The 15,199-nt window shown below is 50.4% G+C and carries 15 protein-coding genes; all 15 read left to right on the forward strand.

Translation table 11 applies throughout. The features are described from left to right. Positions 1–73 precede the first annotated feature (73 nt). The 15 genes from dprA to CGZ75_RS04575 all read left to right on the forward strand — a co-directional run bounded on the left by dprA (position 74) and on the right by CGZ75_RS04575 (position 15,191). A complete protein-coding gene (gene dprA, locus CGZ75_RS04505; protein ID WP_089523061.1) occupies positions 74–1,201 on the forward strand; it encodes a DNA-processing protein DprA in 1,128 nt (375 codons plus the stop codon). A gap of 26 nt (positions 1,202–1,227) precedes the next feature. Next, positions 1,228–3,321, forward strand: coding sequence for a type I DNA topoisomerase (topA, locus tag CGZ75_RS04510; RefSeq protein ID WP_089523062.1), 2,094 nt, complete (start codon positions 1,228–1,230; stop codon positions 3,319–3,321). Between the two features lie 95 nt (positions 3,322–3,416). Next, a complete protein-coding gene (gene trmFO, locus CGZ75_RS04515) occupies positions 3,417–4,742 on the forward strand; it encodes an FADH(2)-oxidizing methylenetetrahydrofolate--tRNA-(uracil(54)-C(5))-methyltransferase TrmFO (RefSeq protein ID WP_089523063.1) in 1,326 nt (441 codons plus the stop codon). Between the two features lie 33 nt (positions 4,743–4,775). After that, on the forward strand, positions 4,776–5,318 hold the full coding sequence (gene hslV, locus CGZ75_RS04520; RefSeq protein WP_089523064.1) for an ATP-dependent protease subunit HslV: 543 nt from the start codon (positions 4,776–4,778) through the stop codon (positions 5,316–5,318). Positions 5,319–5,361: 43 nt separating this feature from the next. Further along, a complete protein-coding gene (gene hslU / locus CGZ75_RS04525) occupies positions 5,362–6,759 on the forward strand; it encodes an ATP-dependent protease ATPase subunit HslU (protein WP_089524555.1) in 1,398 nt (465 codons plus the stop codon). A gap of 34 nt (positions 6,760–6,793) precedes the next feature. Further along, positions 6,794–7,564 carry a GTP-sensing pleiotropic transcriptional regulator CodY gene (gene codY, locus CGZ75_RS04530; protein WP_089523065.1) on the forward strand — a complete coding sequence of 257 codons (771 nt, stop codon included), beginning with the start codon at positions 6,794–6,796 and terminating at the stop codon, positions 7,562–7,564. A 217-nt stretch (positions 7,565–7,781) separates the two neighbouring features. Continuing rightward, complete coding sequence (gene flgB / locus CGZ75_RS04535; RefSeq protein ID WP_089524556.1) at positions 7,782–8,192, forward strand: flagellar basal body rod protein FlgB; 411 nt, start codon at positions 7,782–7,784, stop codon at positions 8,190–8,192. Between the two features lie 6 nt (positions 8,193–8,198). Continuing rightward, positions 8,199–8,645 carry a flagellar basal body rod protein FlgC gene (gene flgC, locus CGZ75_RS04540; protein ID WP_089523066.1) on the forward strand — a complete coding sequence of 149 codons (447 nt, stop codon included), beginning with the start codon at positions 8,199–8,201 and terminating at the stop codon, positions 8,643–8,645. Between the two features lie 16 nt (positions 8,646–8,661). After that, complete coding sequence (fliE, locus tag CGZ75_RS04545) at positions 8,662–8,970, forward strand: flagellar hook-basal body complex protein FliE (protein ID WP_089523067.1); 309 nt, start codon at positions 8,662–8,664, stop codon at positions 8,968–8,970. Positions 8,971–9,009: 39 nt separating this feature from the next. Next, the gene (gene fliF, locus CGZ75_RS04550; RefSeq protein WP_089523068.1) at positions 9,010–10,575 is read left to right on the forward strand and encodes a flagellar basal-body MS-ring/collar protein FliF; all 1,566 of its coding nucleotides are present in this window, start codon (positions 9,010–9,012) and stop codon (positions 10,573–10,575) included. Between the two features lie 24 nt (positions 10,576–10,599). Next, positions 10,600–11,601 carry a flagellar motor switch protein FliG gene (gene fliG / locus CGZ75_RS04555; RefSeq protein WP_089524557.1) on the forward strand — a complete coding sequence of 334 codons (1,002 nt, stop codon included), beginning with the start codon at positions 10,600–10,602 and terminating at the stop codon, positions 11,599–11,601. Continuing rightward, positions 11,594–12,451, forward strand: a complete 858-nt coding sequence (locus tag CGZ75_RS04560) for a FliH/SctL family protein (RefSeq protein WP_089523069.1) — start codon at positions 11,594–11,596, stop codon at positions 12,449–12,451. The genes fliG and CGZ75_RS04560 overlap by 8 nt, the downstream gene beginning before the upstream one ends. Beyond that, entirely contained in the window at positions 12,448–13,767 is a 1,320-nt protein-coding gene (gene fliI, locus CGZ75_RS04565; RefSeq protein WP_089523070.1) for a flagellar protein export ATPase FliI, read from the forward strand. Before CGZ75_RS04560 ends, fliI begins: the two co-directional genes overlap by 4 nt. Before the next feature lie 8 nt (positions 13,768–13,775). Beyond that, the gene (gene fliJ / locus CGZ75_RS04570) at positions 13,776–14,225 is read left to right on the forward strand and encodes a flagellar export protein FliJ (protein WP_089523071.1); all 450 of its coding nucleotides are present in this window, start codon (positions 13,776–13,778) and stop codon (positions 14,223–14,225) included. A 66-nt stretch (positions 14,226–14,291) separates the two neighbouring features. Beyond that, entirely contained in the window at positions 14,292–15,191 is a 900-nt protein-coding gene (locus tag CGZ75_RS04575; protein WP_089523072.1) for a MotE family protein, read from the forward strand. Positions 15,192–15,199: the final 8 nt, after the last annotated feature.

A 15,199-nucleotide genomic window follows, 5' to 3' on the forward strand; every position in this document is an offset into this window, starting at 1 on the left:
TTCCCTGTGCCCCACAATAGGGAATGGCGCAAGTACCGTTCTTATTAATAGTAGACAAAGGACGGTAGCCATTATGTTTGACTTATATGAACGAGAATTGAATAACGGAGAACGTGAGCGAGCACGCGCGTTTCTCATTAGCATGCATGAAACGCCTGGAATCGGGTGGCAGTCTTTAAGCCGTGCTATGAATGCTGGCTGCTGGGGCTCAGATCTGCTGAGCATGGAGCAGTTGGAACGAATCGGCATTCGGCAGGGACCGGCTGCGGAAGCGGCGCGCCGTTGGTCGGAAAGGTTTATACCCCACTGGGAAGCTGCGTTTGCCGCTCTTGGCGGGAAAAGAATAACTTTCCTCGACCCTGGCTACCCGGAGCTTTTGAAACAGATTCCACAGCCTCCCTGGGTACTTTACACGGTAGGACGAATGGAACTTTTAGAAGAGCCATGTTTGTCTATTGTCGGAACCCGTAACCCTACGGCGTACGGCAGGCAGGGGGCGTTAAGCTTTTCGGCAGATTTGGCCAGAGCTGGATATACGATTGTGAGCGGTATGGCCAAAGGGATAGATGGATTGTCCCATGCCGCTGCACTTGATGCTGGCGGAGGTACAATCGCCGTTTTGGGAACGCCTGTTGATACGGCATATCCGCCAGAGAATCGTGCTCTATATCGCAGGATAGCTCGCGAAGGGCTGCTGCTCTCGGAATTTCCGCTTGGAACTCCGGTCAAGCCGGGCATGTTTCCTCAAAGGAATCGGATTATCGCGGGATTGTCGCTTGGAACAGTTATTATTGAAGCTGCTTCTGGCAGCGGTTCACTCATTACAGCAGATCAGGCGCTTGAGATGAACCGTGAAATTTACGCGATGCCTGGTCCGATCAACTCACCCAAGAGTGAAGCTTGCAATATGTTGATTCGTGACGGGAGAGCCCGTCTAGTTACTCGAGGAGAGCAGGTCGACAGCGATTTTCAGCATCTCTCGATGACGAGACGGACGCCTCTACAGTCATCTCAGCATGAGAGTCCGCTTACGGCGGAAGAGCTCCAAATCTATGCCCTGTTACAAGATGAGCCACGTTCAGCGGATAAGTTGTACGAGGCTTCTGGCATGGCTTTTGGACTTTTACAGACAGTTCTGATAAATTTATGTTTAAAACGTAAGATTGAACTGCACAATGGTTCCATATATATGGCATTGTAGGCAGCTTGTGAAAGGAGGACGCCAAAATGGCCGATTCACTTGTCATTGTCGAATCACCGGCAAAAGCGAAGACGATTGGCAAATATTTGGGAAGCAAATTTATCGTTAAAGCCTCCATGGGCCACATCCGAGATTTGCCGAAAAGCCAAATCGGCGTCGAAGTCGAGAACGATTTCAATCCCAAATATATTACGATCCGGGGCAAAGGCTCCGTACTGAAAGAACTTAAAGAAGCTAGCAAAAAGGTTAAAAGAGTTTATCTGGCGGCTGACCCGGATCGCGAAGGGGAAGCAATTGCCTGGCATTTGGCGCATTACTTGGATTTGGACGAAACCGACAGCTGTCGCGTCGTATTCAATGAGATTACGAAGCAGGCCGTCAAGGATGCCTTTAAGACTCCACGCAAAATTGATATGGATCTGGTTAACGCTCAACAGGCCCGCCGGATTCTTGATCGTCTGGTAGGCTATAAGATCAGTCCGCTATTATGGAAGAAGGTCAAGAAAGGTCTCTCCGCTGGACGTGTCCAGTCGGTTGCGGTGAAGCTGATCAGCGATCGCGAAAACGAGATTGATGCTTTTGTGCCTGAGGAATACTGGTCCATAACGGCCGGTCTGCAGAAGGGAAAATCATCCTTCGAGGCTAAGTTCCATTCCTATCAGGGAGACAAATCAGAACTTCGCAGTCAGGCAGAAGTTCAGGTCATTCTTGACAACATCAAGGGGCAGAGCTTCACTATTGCCGAGGTAAAGGAAAAGGAACGCCTGCGCAATCCGGCTCCACCTTTTATTACTAGTTCGTTGCAGCAAGAGGCGGCGCGCAAGCTGGGCTACAGAGCTTCCAAGACGATGTCAGTCGCTCAACAGCTTTATGAGGGCGTCGATTTGGGCAAGGAAGGCACCGCCGGTTTGATCACGTATATGAGAACGGATTCCACGCGTATTTCCCCTATAGCACAGGAGGAAGCGAAGGAGTTCATCGCGGGCAAATACGGTCCAGAGTTTTATCCAGATCAACCGCGGGTGTACTTGAAAAAGAATGCCAACGCACAAGATGCGCATGAAGCCATTCGCCCGACTTCAATCGCTTGGGAGCCGGATTCGGTCAAGGAATTCTTGAGCCGCGATCAGTTCCGTCTGTACAAGCTCGTTTGGGAGCGCTTTGTGGCCAGCCAGATGAGTTCGGCTGTTCTGGATACGATGACGGTAGATATGACGGCCGGAGAAGCTACCTTCCGTGCTTCCGGTTCCAAAGTCAAGTTCCCTGGTTTTATGAAGGTTTACGTCGAGGGTAATGATGACGGCACGACAGAGGAAGACAAATTCCTGCCTGCACTAGAGCCTGGTGAGAGTATCAAGGCGGAGTCCATCGATCCGAAACAGCATTTTACACAGCCGCCTCCACGGTATACTGAGGCCAGACTTGTAAAAACGATGGAGGAGCTCGGAATAGGGCGACCAAGCACATACGCCCCGACACTGGAGACAATCCAGAAGCGCGGTTATGTTGCCATGGAAGAGAAGAAGTTTATTCCTACGGAACTTGGGGGGCTGGTTATCCAGCTGATGGAAGAGTTTTTCCCTGAGATTCTCGATGCGGAATTTACGGCTCATATGGAAGGCGATCTCGACCATGTTGAGGAAGGCAAGGAGGATTGGGTGAAAGTACTTGCCCAGTTCTACTCTTCCTTCGAAAAGCGGCTGGAAGTAGCCGAGGAAGAGATGAAGGAAGTTGAGCTGCAGGACGAGATTTCCGATGAGGTCTGTGAAAAATGCGGCAGCCATATGGTCTACAAAATGGGCCGTTTCGGAAAATTCCTGGCTTGCTCGGGCTTCCCGGATTGCCGCAACACAAAGCCGATTGTCAAAAATATCGGTGTTCCTTGCCCGAAATGTGCAGAAGGCCAAATTATCGAGCGGCGCAGCAAAAAAGGCCGTATCTTTTACGGCTGCGATCAGTATCCAGGCTGTGATTATGTATCCTGGGATCGCCCGGCAGGCAAACCCTGTCCAGACTGCGGCACGATGCTGGTCATTAAGCGCAACAAAAACGGAGCTCGGTACCAATGTACCTCCTGTGACTTCAAAGAGGAGTTGCCAGAGGACCAGGATTTCGGATAACACATCCATCGGGAAGCGGAAAGCAGGTATTTCACAGCTTTCCGCTTCCCTGCGGTTGTTAGATTGTTGGATCTACAGAAAGAGAGGAATTTTCATTGTCTTCATTCTCCCATGTTACCGTAATCGGAGCCGGCTTGGCTGGCAGTGAAGCTGCTTGGCAGATCGCTTCACAAGGAGTTCCAGTCAAGTTGTACGAAATGCGTCCGGTCAAGCAAACCCCGGCGCATCATACAGATAAATTCGCCGAGCTGGTATGCAGCAACAGCTTGCGTGCCAACGGCCTCGCCAATGCAGTAGGCGTACTGAAGGAAGAGATGAGACAGCTTGGCTCATTGATTTTAGATGCGGCAGATCGTAATGCAGTTCCGGCAGGCGGCGCACTCGCAGTAGACCGCGACGGTTTCTCAGGCGATGTGACGGGAACACTGCGTAATCATCCGTTAATTACAGTGTGCAATGAAGAGATTACCGATATTCCAGCGGACGGCATTACCGTAATTGCCACAGGTCCGCTTACAGCTCCGTCGCTAGCTACTGCAATTAAGGATCTGATGGGCGAGGAATATTTTTATTTTTATGATGCAGCTGCTCCTATTGTTGACAAGGACTCCATAGATATGGAGAAGGTCTATCTCGCTTCCCGTTATGACAAGGGAGAAGCAGCCTACTTGAACTGCCCGATGACCGAGGAGGAATTCGAGCGATTCCATGAAGCCCTCATTACAGCAGAAACGGCGGCGCTGAAAGAGTTCGAGAAAGAAGTGTACTTCGAAGGCTGTATGCCGATTGAAGTGCTGGCGCAGCGCGGCAAGCAGACGGTGTTGTTTGGGCCGATGAAACCAGTAGGATTGATTAACCCTCGTACAGGCAAGATACCTCATGCAGTTATTCAACTGCGTCAGGACAACGCAGCCGGAACGCTGTATAATCTGGTCGGATTCCAGACTCATCTCAAGTGGGGAGAGCAGAAGCGGGTGTTCTCGCTTATTCCGGGCCTGGAGAATGCGGAATTTGTTCGTTACGGCGTTATGCACCGCAATACGTTCATCAATTCTCCTAAGCTGCTTGAGGCAACCTACCAGTTCAAAGGCCGCGACAATCTTTTCTTTGCAGGCCAGATGACAGGTGTTGAAGGGTATGTCGAGTCAGCGGCATCTGGTCTGCTGGCAGGCATAAACGCAGGACGTTTGGCAAAAGGCCAGGAGCCAATTGTACTTCCGCAAGAGACAGCTCTAGGCAGCATGGCGCATTATATTACGACGGCTGACTTCAAGCATTTTCAACCGATGAATGCCAACTTCGGCTTGTTCCCGCCGCTAGAGAAGCGCATTCGCAACAAAAAAGAGAAAAATGAATCAATCGCAAATCGTGCGCTTTCGGCGCTCGAGCAGTTCAAACGGGAGCAGCTGGTCACCGAGTAATCGGCAACCGGCGCCGAGGAGGAGGAGATTTCCGTGGAGATGCAGTTTCACGCAACGACGATCTGTGCCGTCCGCCACAATGGGAAGGGCGCGATTGCAGGGGATGGTCAGGTTACGTTCGGCAACAGCATGATCATGAAAGGTTCCGCCAAGAAGGTGAGGCGTCTCTACCGTGGCCAGGTCGCCGCGGGCTTCGCAGGTTCTGTTGCTGATGCGATTACGCTGTTCGAGAAGTTCGAGAGCAAGCTTGAGGAGCATCATGGCAATTTGCAGCGTGCTGCAGTTGAGCTGGCAAAGGATTGGCGATCTGATCGTATTTTGAGGCGGCTCGAAGCGATGCTGCTCGTCATGGATGATTCTGGACTGCTGCTCATATCCGGCAATGGAGAGGTCATCGAGCCGGATGACGGCATCCTTGCCATCGGCTCCGGTGGTAGCTTCGCTCTTGCCGCAGCAAGGGCGCTTAAAAAGCATGCTCCTGATCTTAGTGCGAGAGAAATGGCTCAGGCTGCACTTGAGACAGCGGCCGAAATTTGCGTGTTCACGAATCACAACATCATTGTTGAAGAGGTTTAGCGGCACCACCGTAGGTTGAATTCAGTATGGATAAGGAGTGAGCCTGGTGAAGGAAGCCATGACACCGCGTCAAATCGTAGCTGAATTGGACAAATATATTGTGGGACAGAAACAGGCCAAACGTTCGGTGGCTGTTGCGCTTCGCAACCGATACCGCCGTAGCCGCCTGGAGGAAAGCCTGCGGGACGAGATTGTGCCGAAAAACATTTTAATGATCGGCCCTACCGGCGTAGGCAAGACAGAAATCGCTCGTAGGCTGGCGAAGCTTGTTGGCGCGCCTTTTGTCAAAGTAGAAGCGACGAAATTCACTGAAGTTGGCTATGTAGGCCGTGATGTCGAGGCTATTATCCGTGATCTTGTGGAAGTCTCGATCCGTATGGTGAAGTTCGAACGTATGGAAAAGGTCAAAGGCAAGGCTGAAGAACTGGCCAATGAGCGGCTGGTTGAGCTGCTGGTGCCATCGCCAGCCAAGCCGAAGAGCGGTAAAAATCCGCTTGAGATGCTGTTTGGCGGCAATGGACGTGATGATGAGCCAGAAGATAAAACATCCGAGCCCGAGCGGGAAGCTAAACGCCAAGCTGTCCGAGTCAAGCTGCTTGCCGGCGAGCTCGAAAAGGATATGCTTGAGCTGGATGTGGAGGACACATCGCCTAATATGATGGATATGCTTGGTGGGCAAGGCAACGAGATGATGGGGATGAACATGCAGGAGCTGATGGGCCAGTTCATGCCTAAGCGTACGAAGCTTCGCAAGCTCAGCGTCAAGGAAGCTCGCAAAGTACTGACTCATGAGGAAGCTGGCAAGCTGATCGATATGGACGACGTTATTGCGGAGTCGGTGAATCGTGCCGAACAGTCAGGCATTGTATTCCTCGACGAAATTGATAAGATTGCTAGTCCTTCAAAGGGCTCCGGCCCTGATATTTCCCGAGAGGGAGTTCAGAGGGACATCTTGCCAATTGTCGAAGGTTCGACAATTATGACCAAGTATGGCGCAGTCAAAACGGATTATATGCTGTTCATTGCGGCTGGAGCGTTCCATGTATCAAAGCCTGCGGACCTTATTCCCGAGCTGCAAGGGCGTTTTCCAATCCGTGTGGAGCTTACATCACTGAGCCTTGAGGACTTTATACAGATCCTTAAGGAGCCTCAACATGCATTGACTAAGCAATATGCTGCCCTTCTTGGAACAGAGGGCATTAATATTTCGTTCTCGGATGAAGCGATTGCGGAGCTAGCTTCCATCGCTGCCGAGGTGAATCGCAATACCGAAAATATCGGAGCCCGCAGGCTTCATACCATATTGGAGAAGCTGCTGGAGGATTTGTCGTTTGAGGCGCCGGATCTAACGCTGGAAAGTCTCCAGATTACTCCGGAGTACGTCAGGGAGAAACTGGCTTCAATCGCCCAAAATCGGGATTTGAGCCAGTATATTTTATAGCAATGCAGAGGGTTTCGGGGGGCAACTATTACTTATGACTTTATTGACTAAAACAAGAACGCTTAACAGACTATTGCAAAAGGCAGCTGGCAAAGCGCTGAGTTTCAGGGAGATGGCTGAGGTTTTAAGTACAGTCATTCAGGCGAATATTTTTGTCATAAGCCGCAGAGGGAAAATTCTAGGCTGTGCTGCAGTGAATCGCTTTGATCATGATCAATTTCGGAATATGGCCTCGGAAGAGCTTCGTTTTCCGAATGAAAGCAATGATCGCTTTCTATTTATGAATGAGCCTGCCACCAATGTTGAACCTGATCCGGGTATCGCAGCTGTGTTTCCGTTCATGGGTACTCAGGAGATTATGTGTGTCGTTCCTGTGACGGGAGGCGGAGATCGTCTGGGCACAGTTGTGCTTTCACGTGGCAATGGAGCTTTTGACGATGATGATCTGATTTTGGCGGAGTATGGATCTACAATTGTCGGTATGGAAATATTGCGAGAACGAGCCGAGGAGATTGCGCTGGAGGCTAGAAGCCGCGCGGTCGTCTCCGTGGCGATGGGATCGCTCTCCTTCAGCGAGATGGAAGCTGTTGAGCATATTTTCGATGAACTTGAAGGCAAGGAAGGTTTGTTGGTCGCTTCGAAAATTGCCGACCGGGTCGGAATTACTAGGTCTGTGATCGTAAACGCGCTACGCAAACTTGAGAGTGCCGGAGTTATCGAAACGCGATCACTTGGGATGAAAGGAACTTACATTCGCATCCTTAATCAACAACTTTTGGAAGAACTAAGTAAATTGAAAAAGTAAATACGGGACAATAGTCCCAAACGGGCCCTATCTTTATATAAAGATAGGGCTTTTTTCTCATTGTAATAAATATGGAAATTTAGGAAGATAAGCATGTCGGCATATCTCGACATTAGTTTCTCATTTTTTTAATTTTTAATTGTCGAAGAAGCAGGAATGCTGCGAGATTTGTTGAATAAGTGATATTAGAATTCGTCAGGAAAGTGGTGAATTGGGGTTGAATGTCTTGGGAGGCGCGGATTTTGGCAGGCTTGTTGGGGCAATGAGAGCTGCAGAGTCAAGGCAGCAAATCATATCGGATAATATATCCAATGCGGATACACCGCAGTTCAAACGTTCCGAACTAGTATTCGAAGAGTTACTTGCGGAGCAAATGAATGAGTCTGGTCATAGGTCTTTAGGAGGAATAAGGACCGATAAAAGACACTTTGAAATAGGGCCTTCGAATCAGATCCCGGATTCTAAGCTTGTAACAGATGAGACTTCAGTCATAAATAATAATGGTAGTAATGTGGATATAGATCGGGAAATGGCGCTGCTAGCAAAAAATCAGCTCCGATATAACTCCTATATTCAACAAATCAACCATGAGATTTCAATGAAACGAATGGCGTTAGACGGGAGATGATAAGCGATGAAATTGACCAATGGTTTTGACATCAGCGCCTCCGCGCTTACCGCGCAGAGATTGCGGATGGATGTAATTTCATCCAATATCGCGAACGCCGAGACGACTAGAGGTTCATTTGTGAATGGGGAATTCCAGCCCTATAAACGAAAGATGGTCGTGCTAGAGCCGATGGGGCAGAATAGCTTTTCTTCTGTGCTTCAAAACGAGATGGATGGAAAAAGCAAAGGGGTAAAGGTTGGACGCATCGTCGAGGATCAAACGCCGGAGAAGCTGGTTTATAACCCTACTCATCCCGATGCGGACGCTAGCGGTTATGTACGTATGCCGAACGTCGATGTAACCAAAGAGATGGTAGACATGATTTCAGCATCTCGATCCTATGAAGCGAACGTGACCGCTCTTAATGCGACGAAGGCAATGTTCGTCAAGGCGCTTGAAATCGGAAAATAGAGAGGAGAAAGCCTAGATGATTCAACCGATATCTCTCGCTCAAGTGCAACAGCCGAATCCCATTATCCAAACGGCTAAGACGGCACAAGCAACCCCGAGCGAACTTACCGATAGTTTTGCGAGTATGCTTAAAAATGCGCTTGACAGTGCAAGTGCTCAAGAGCAGAACGTACATAAAGTCAATAATCAGTTCTTGGTCGGACAGGCGGATATTTCTCAAGTGATGGTGGTCTCGCAGCAGGCTCAATTAACCCTTCAGCTCGTGACGCAGGTCCGGAACAAGGCTGTCGAAGCTTATCAGGAAATCATGCGTATGCAAATCTAGAGCTGAGCTTCGTGCAACAGCAATCTGCGGGGTGAAAAAGTGAACGAGAAATTAGCCCGGTATAGCGCCTCCGTTAAAAATTACTGGAGCGCAATGGGGAAAAAACAAAAGATTTGGCTCGGCGCTACGCTAGGGGTGCTGCTGCTGACAGTCATACTGCTAACGACTATTCTCACAAAGACGCAGTATGAGACTGTATTTAATGAATTAGATACTACGGATGCTCAAGCAATAATGAATTACCTGGACACTAGCAATGTTGCGTACAAACTCGAAAATGGTGGATCGTCCATCGCTGTTCCTAGCAGCGAAGCAGATCGAGTCAGAGTAGCCGCAGGCTCCCAAGGCCTGGTTCAGAACGGCTCCATCGGTTTTGAAGCTTTCAGTGCAAGTTCCTCGCAATTCGGTATGACAGATAATGAATTTAATGTTCGTTACAAAAATGCTTTGAATGGTGAAGTTCAACAACTTCTCAACGCCATGCAAGGTGTTTCCACAAGTAAAGTCGTCGTCAATCTTCCGAAGGAAAGCGTGTTTGCTCAGCCGGATGAAGGCTCAGGAGCTTCGGTATCCGTCGTCATGAAGTTTAAACCAGGCTTCAGACCGAGTCAGGATGAGATTGATGGATATTTCAATCTTGTGAAAACCTCCATTCCCAATTTGAAGGTTACTGACATTACGATTACGAGTCCTCAAGGAGAGCTAAGCCCTTCTTCCAAGGCTGGCGGTGTTCTCTCAGGCACTGGCGACACAGAATCCCTTTTCCAAATTAGGAAAAAGTACGAGGCTGAACTAAAACGGAACATAGAGGAATTCCTCGGTCCGATGCTGGGCAGCGAAAATCTGGTTGTCAGTGTTACAAGCAGTCTTAACTTCGATCAAACGAATCGAGTGGAAGATCTCGTGAGTCCGCTTGAGAGCAACAACAATAATGGCATCATCATAAGCCAGCAAGAAGAAAACGAGAGCTCAGAAGGATCTGCCGGCGATGTTGGTGGAGTTGCAGGAACGGGTGAAACGGATGTCCCTGGTTATTCTTCAGCAGCAAGCGGCTCCAACACTTCCGAGAAAAGCTCCCGAACGACGAACTATGATGTGAACCGCATTAAAAACACGGTTGTGGGCGGCCCATATGCCGTCAAGGATCTGAGCGTAAGCATAGGACTTCCTAATGATCTATTAAACCAGGAAACACGTGATCAAATCACCAATTATTTAAAATCTTTTGTCCGCTCTCAGCTAATTGATTCAGGACAAGACGTAAGTAATGACGATTTAATCGCTAAAAAAGTTGCGGTTATTGGACAAAATTTTGCGGGATCTTCTGCTGCTGCCGGAGCTGGTGGATTGTCTACAGCCTGGATGATCGCAATTGGCGTCGCCGCCGCTGCACTTGTCGCAGGTATCATCTTCGCGGTTCGCAAGCGCCGCCGCAACGCAGAGGAAGAGTTTATTGAAGAACTTCCCCCGAGAGTTGAGTATCCATCAATCAATTTCGACAGTGTCAACAATGAAAGTCAGGTCCGCAAAAATCTTGAAACTCTTGCCAAGCGTAAGCCGGATGAATTCGTCAGTCTTCTCCGCACCTGGCTAGTAGAAGAATAGGAGGAACTTTTTGTGGCTAAAGCGATGCAGACTTTAACCGGCCGCCAAAAGGCTGCCATTCTCCTCATTACGCTGGGGCCGGAAGTGTCCGCTCAGATTTTTAAAAATCTGAGGGAAGAAGAGATTGAGCAGCTGACGCTTGAGATTGCGAATGTTCGCAAGGTGGACAGCATCGAGCGGGACACGATCATGGGCGAGTTTTATCAAATATGTCTGGCTCAGGAATATATTTCGCAGGGCGGTATCGCTTATGCCAAGGATATTCTCGAAAAGGCGCTTGGCGTACAAAAGGCTCAGGAAGTTCTGAACCGATTGACCGCTACTCTGCAGGTAAGACCGTTCGATTTTGCCCGCAAAGCGGAGCCGACACAGATTCTCAACTTTATTCAAAACGAAAATGTGCAGACGATTGCGCTTGTACTCTCGTACTTGCAGCCAGAGCAGGCGTCCCATATTCTGTCTTCGCTACCTCAGGATAAACAGGCGGATGTTGCTAGACGCGTAGCGCTGATGGACAGTACATCGCCGGATGTTATTTCGCAAGTTGAACGTGTTCTGGAGCAGAAGCTATCGGCTACAGTCACGCAGGACTACACGAATGCTGGCGGCATCGACTCTATCGTTCAGATCCTCAACGGCGTCGACCGCGGCACCGAGCGCACGATTCTGGATTCACTCGAAATTCAAGATCCTGAGCTCGCCGAAGAAATCAAAAAGCGTATGTTCGTTTTCGAGGACATCGTCAACATCGACAATCGTGCGATTCAGCGGATCATCCGCGATATCGAGAACTCAGATCTACAGCTTGCGCTCAAGGTTGCCAGCGAAGAAGTACGCGAAGCGATTTTCCGCAATATGTCCAAGCGTATGGCCGAATCATTCAAAGAAGAAATGGAATTCATGGGTCCTGTCCGGCTGCGTGATGTCGAGGAAGCTCAGACCCGCATCGTAGCGACGATTCGCAGGTTGGAGGAATCCGGAGACATCATAATCGCCCGCGGCGGAGGAGATGACATTATTGTCTAATCTGATCAAATCCTCTCATGTCATCCCAAAACAAGAGCATCAGCGCCTGGAAAGGTACTATACCCGGCAGGGGGATGGTCAACCTGGAGAGCTGGCGAAATCGACGGACCTAGCGTTGCGACTGGATCCAGAGCTGTATCAGCCCCGAGTGGACCAGGCGACGGAAGCTCTGCAAAAGCAGATTCTGGCCGATGCCCAAGGCGTAGCTGACGATACAATCGCCGATGCGGTAAGGCGTTCAGAAGAGCTGCTTGAGCAGGCCGACCAGGAAGCGGAACAATGGTGGCATGCTCGCAGAGCCGATGACGAGCATTTAATTCAAGAAATCCGCAGCTCCGGTTATGAAGCAGGATTTCAACTCGGGCGCCAGGAAGCGGAGGCTGAGCTGAAACAGCAGTGGGAGCAGCGAATCCAGGAATCCGCTGGAATGCTGGAATCGGCTTATGGGATGCGAGAGCAGATTATCCAGGAAGCTGAGCCGTTTCTCATCGAGCTAAGCTGCAGCGTTGCCGAAAAGCTTGTAGGCAAGCAGCTGACGCTGGATCCGAACATCGCCACTGAGCTCATTCGCAGTGCATTGTCACGACGCAGAGAGCATGGAGTCATCGTATTGTGCGTCGCCCCGTCACAGCTTGCTGCTGTACAGGCGGCGAGAGACGAACTCGAGCTGTCGATCGACTCCCAAGCTGAGCTCCAAATTCTGCCAGATGCTTCGGTCAAAGATCATGGATGCGTCATTCGTTCTGCATTCGGCAGCATTGATGCTCGCATCGATACTCAGTTGGCCGAGATTAAGAAGGAGCTTGTCCAACTGGCGCAACAGCGCGATGGGCAGGAGGCGCATCCATGAGTAGGTTATCCGCTTCAAAATATGTAGAGCATCTTGCTGGAATTGATCCAGTGCGGGTCAACGGCAAGGTTACCCAGGTAATCGGCCTGACCGTGGAAAGCGAAGGTCCTGATGCCGCGATTGGAGACATCTGCTACATTTATCCTGGAAAAGGATCCCAGCCCCTTATGGCTGAGGTTGTAGGCTTCCGAGACAATCGACTTGTGCTGATGCCGCTTGGCGATCTGAATGCAATCGGGCCAGGAAGCGATGTCGTCGGTACAGGCAAACCCCTCACGGTGCAGGTTGGATCTGAACTTCTCGGCAAAGTTTTAGACGGTCTGGGTAGGCCGCTGGACGGCAGTTTTATTCCGAGCCGCATGGTGCGCTATCCGACGACAGCTCCTCCAAGTAACCCACTATTCCGGCCTAGAGTAAAGGAGCCGCTCGGCATTGGCGTCAGGGCGATCGACGGCTTGCTAACTGTGGGACAAGGTCAGCGTGTCGGTATTTTTGCCGGATCTGGCGTCGGAAAGAGCACTCTGCTCGGTATGATTGCTCGCAATACTGCCGCAGATGTCAATGTTATCGCGCTGATCGGTGAACGGGGCCGTGAGGTGCTCGAGTTTATCGAGAAGGATCTCGGCCCCGAAGGGCTAGCCCGTTCCGTGGTGATCGTGGCGACCTCAGATCAGCCGGCACTCATTCGCATCAAAGGTGCGGTCATCGCAACTACGATTGCGGAATATTTCCGAGATCGCGGGCTCAACGTCATGCTGATGATGGATTCAGTGACTCGCTACGCGATGGCCCAGCGAGAGGTCGGACTAGCTGTTGGTGAACCGCCTGCCACTAGGGGCTACACACCTTCCGTGTTTGCAACATTGCCTAAGCTGCTTGAGCGGGCAGGAACGGGGCCGACCGGTTCCATCACAGCCTTCTACACAGTGCTAGTAGACGGCGACGATATGAATGAGCCGGTAGCCGACGCAGTCCGCGGCATATTGGATGGGCATATTGTGCTAAGTCGCGATCTTGCACACAAAGGACATTTCCCGGCGATCGATGTTCTAAGCTCGGTCAGCCGTGTCATGAACGAAATAGTGACGGATGAGCATCGAAGTGCTTCCGCTGAGCTCAAAAAATTGCTTGCTGTTTATAGAGATTCGGAAGATCTCATCAATATAGGGGCGTACCAAAGCGGATCGAATCATGAAATTGATGAGGCTATTTCCCAAATTGGCGCCATTCATAACTTTACGCGCCAGAGTACGAATGAAAAAGCTGATTACCAGCAGACGATGGATGAGCTGATGAATCAATTCAACGGGGGCTGACAACGCAAATGATGGCATTCCGATATTCCTATCAAAGTATCGTCAATCTCAAAGCCAGTGAGACGACGCAAGCAGAGTGGATGCTGACCGCGGCTGTCAGCCAGTTGAGAGCAGAGGAAATGTCGCTTGAGGAGCTTCGCAACCAGCGGCGGCAATGGGAGGATAAGCTGACCAGCCTCGGTGAGCAAGGCAGCACGCTTACCGAACTACAGCAAATTCAGTATTTTATCCGCCATCTGGACAAATGCATCGGTAGCAAGGAGCTAATGGTGCGGGCGGCTGAGCATGAAGTACTTAACTCAAGGCACAAGCTGTCGGAGCGTAAGGTACAGGAAAAGATTTGGCTGAAATCCAAGGATAAGGCTTGGCAGAAATTCAAATCCAGCATGCTGGCGGTGGAGCAAGCCGAGTTGGATGAAATCGCAGTTCAGCGGCATGCTCGTACGGCTCAACTATAGGCTGACCAGAAATGACTCGGAAGCTGGATAGACGGGGATGTGCAGTACCCCCGGGAGGGATGACAAGTGGCAAAAGAAGAAATGGAAAAGCAAGGTTATAGCGGAATGGAGAAATTCCTCTTTTTTGTAACTCCGCTATTGTTCACGGTTGTGCTCGTCATGGTGCTGTTCGTCGTCTTCAACCCTTCCTTACGAGAACGATTGGTCGAAGCTGGGCAGGGGATACCGGTTGTTGGAGCTTTGCTGCCGGAGCCAGCCGGCAATGGGCAAAAGGCGGCGAGCACACAGGGGAGCGAGCTAGATCGCAAACAATTGGCTAGCCTGCAAGCGGATCTTCAAGCGGCGCAAGCAAAACTGGCCGTCGCACAAGATGAAAAAACAGGGCTGGAAACTCAGATTAAAACACTTCAGGATCAGATCGACGGCCTGATTAAAAGCGGTGACGCTGAGAAGCTGAGTGCGGAGCAGTACAAGAGCAAAGTTGATGAGCTGGCCGGAATGTTTGCTTCTATGTCCGCTAGCAAAGCAGCCCCGATTTTGCAGAGCATGACGCTTGAGGAATCTGTGCTTGTGCTCAGTTCAATGGATTCCCGGGCTCAAGGCGGAATATTGGCCAAGATGGACCCGAAGCGTGCAGCTCAAACCGCCGCACGGATGAAGGATGACGAGCCGGTTAAGGACCAGCAGATTGCAGCGCTTCAGTCGAGGCTTCAATTAGAAGCGACAGCGACTACGGGAACGTCTACGATCCTTAATCAGGAGCAGTTGACTAAAACGTTTGAGAGTATGAACGCGGCCCAAGCGGCTCCACTGCTACTGCAAATGGCCGATGTCAGCCCAAGCAAGGTGCTCCGGATTCTTGGAGGGGTGAGTGATACGACTCGCTCTTCCATCGTAGCGGAAATGTCTGGCCTGAATAAAGATATCACTTCCCAGCTCGTTTCCAAATTGATGGCTGGTAAATAAAAGGGGGT

Source organism: Paenibacillus herberti, assembly GCF_002233675.1.
Taxonomy (GTDB): Bacteria; Bacillota; Bacilli; order Paenibacillales; family Paenibacillaceae; genus Paenibacillus_O; species Paenibacillus_O herberti.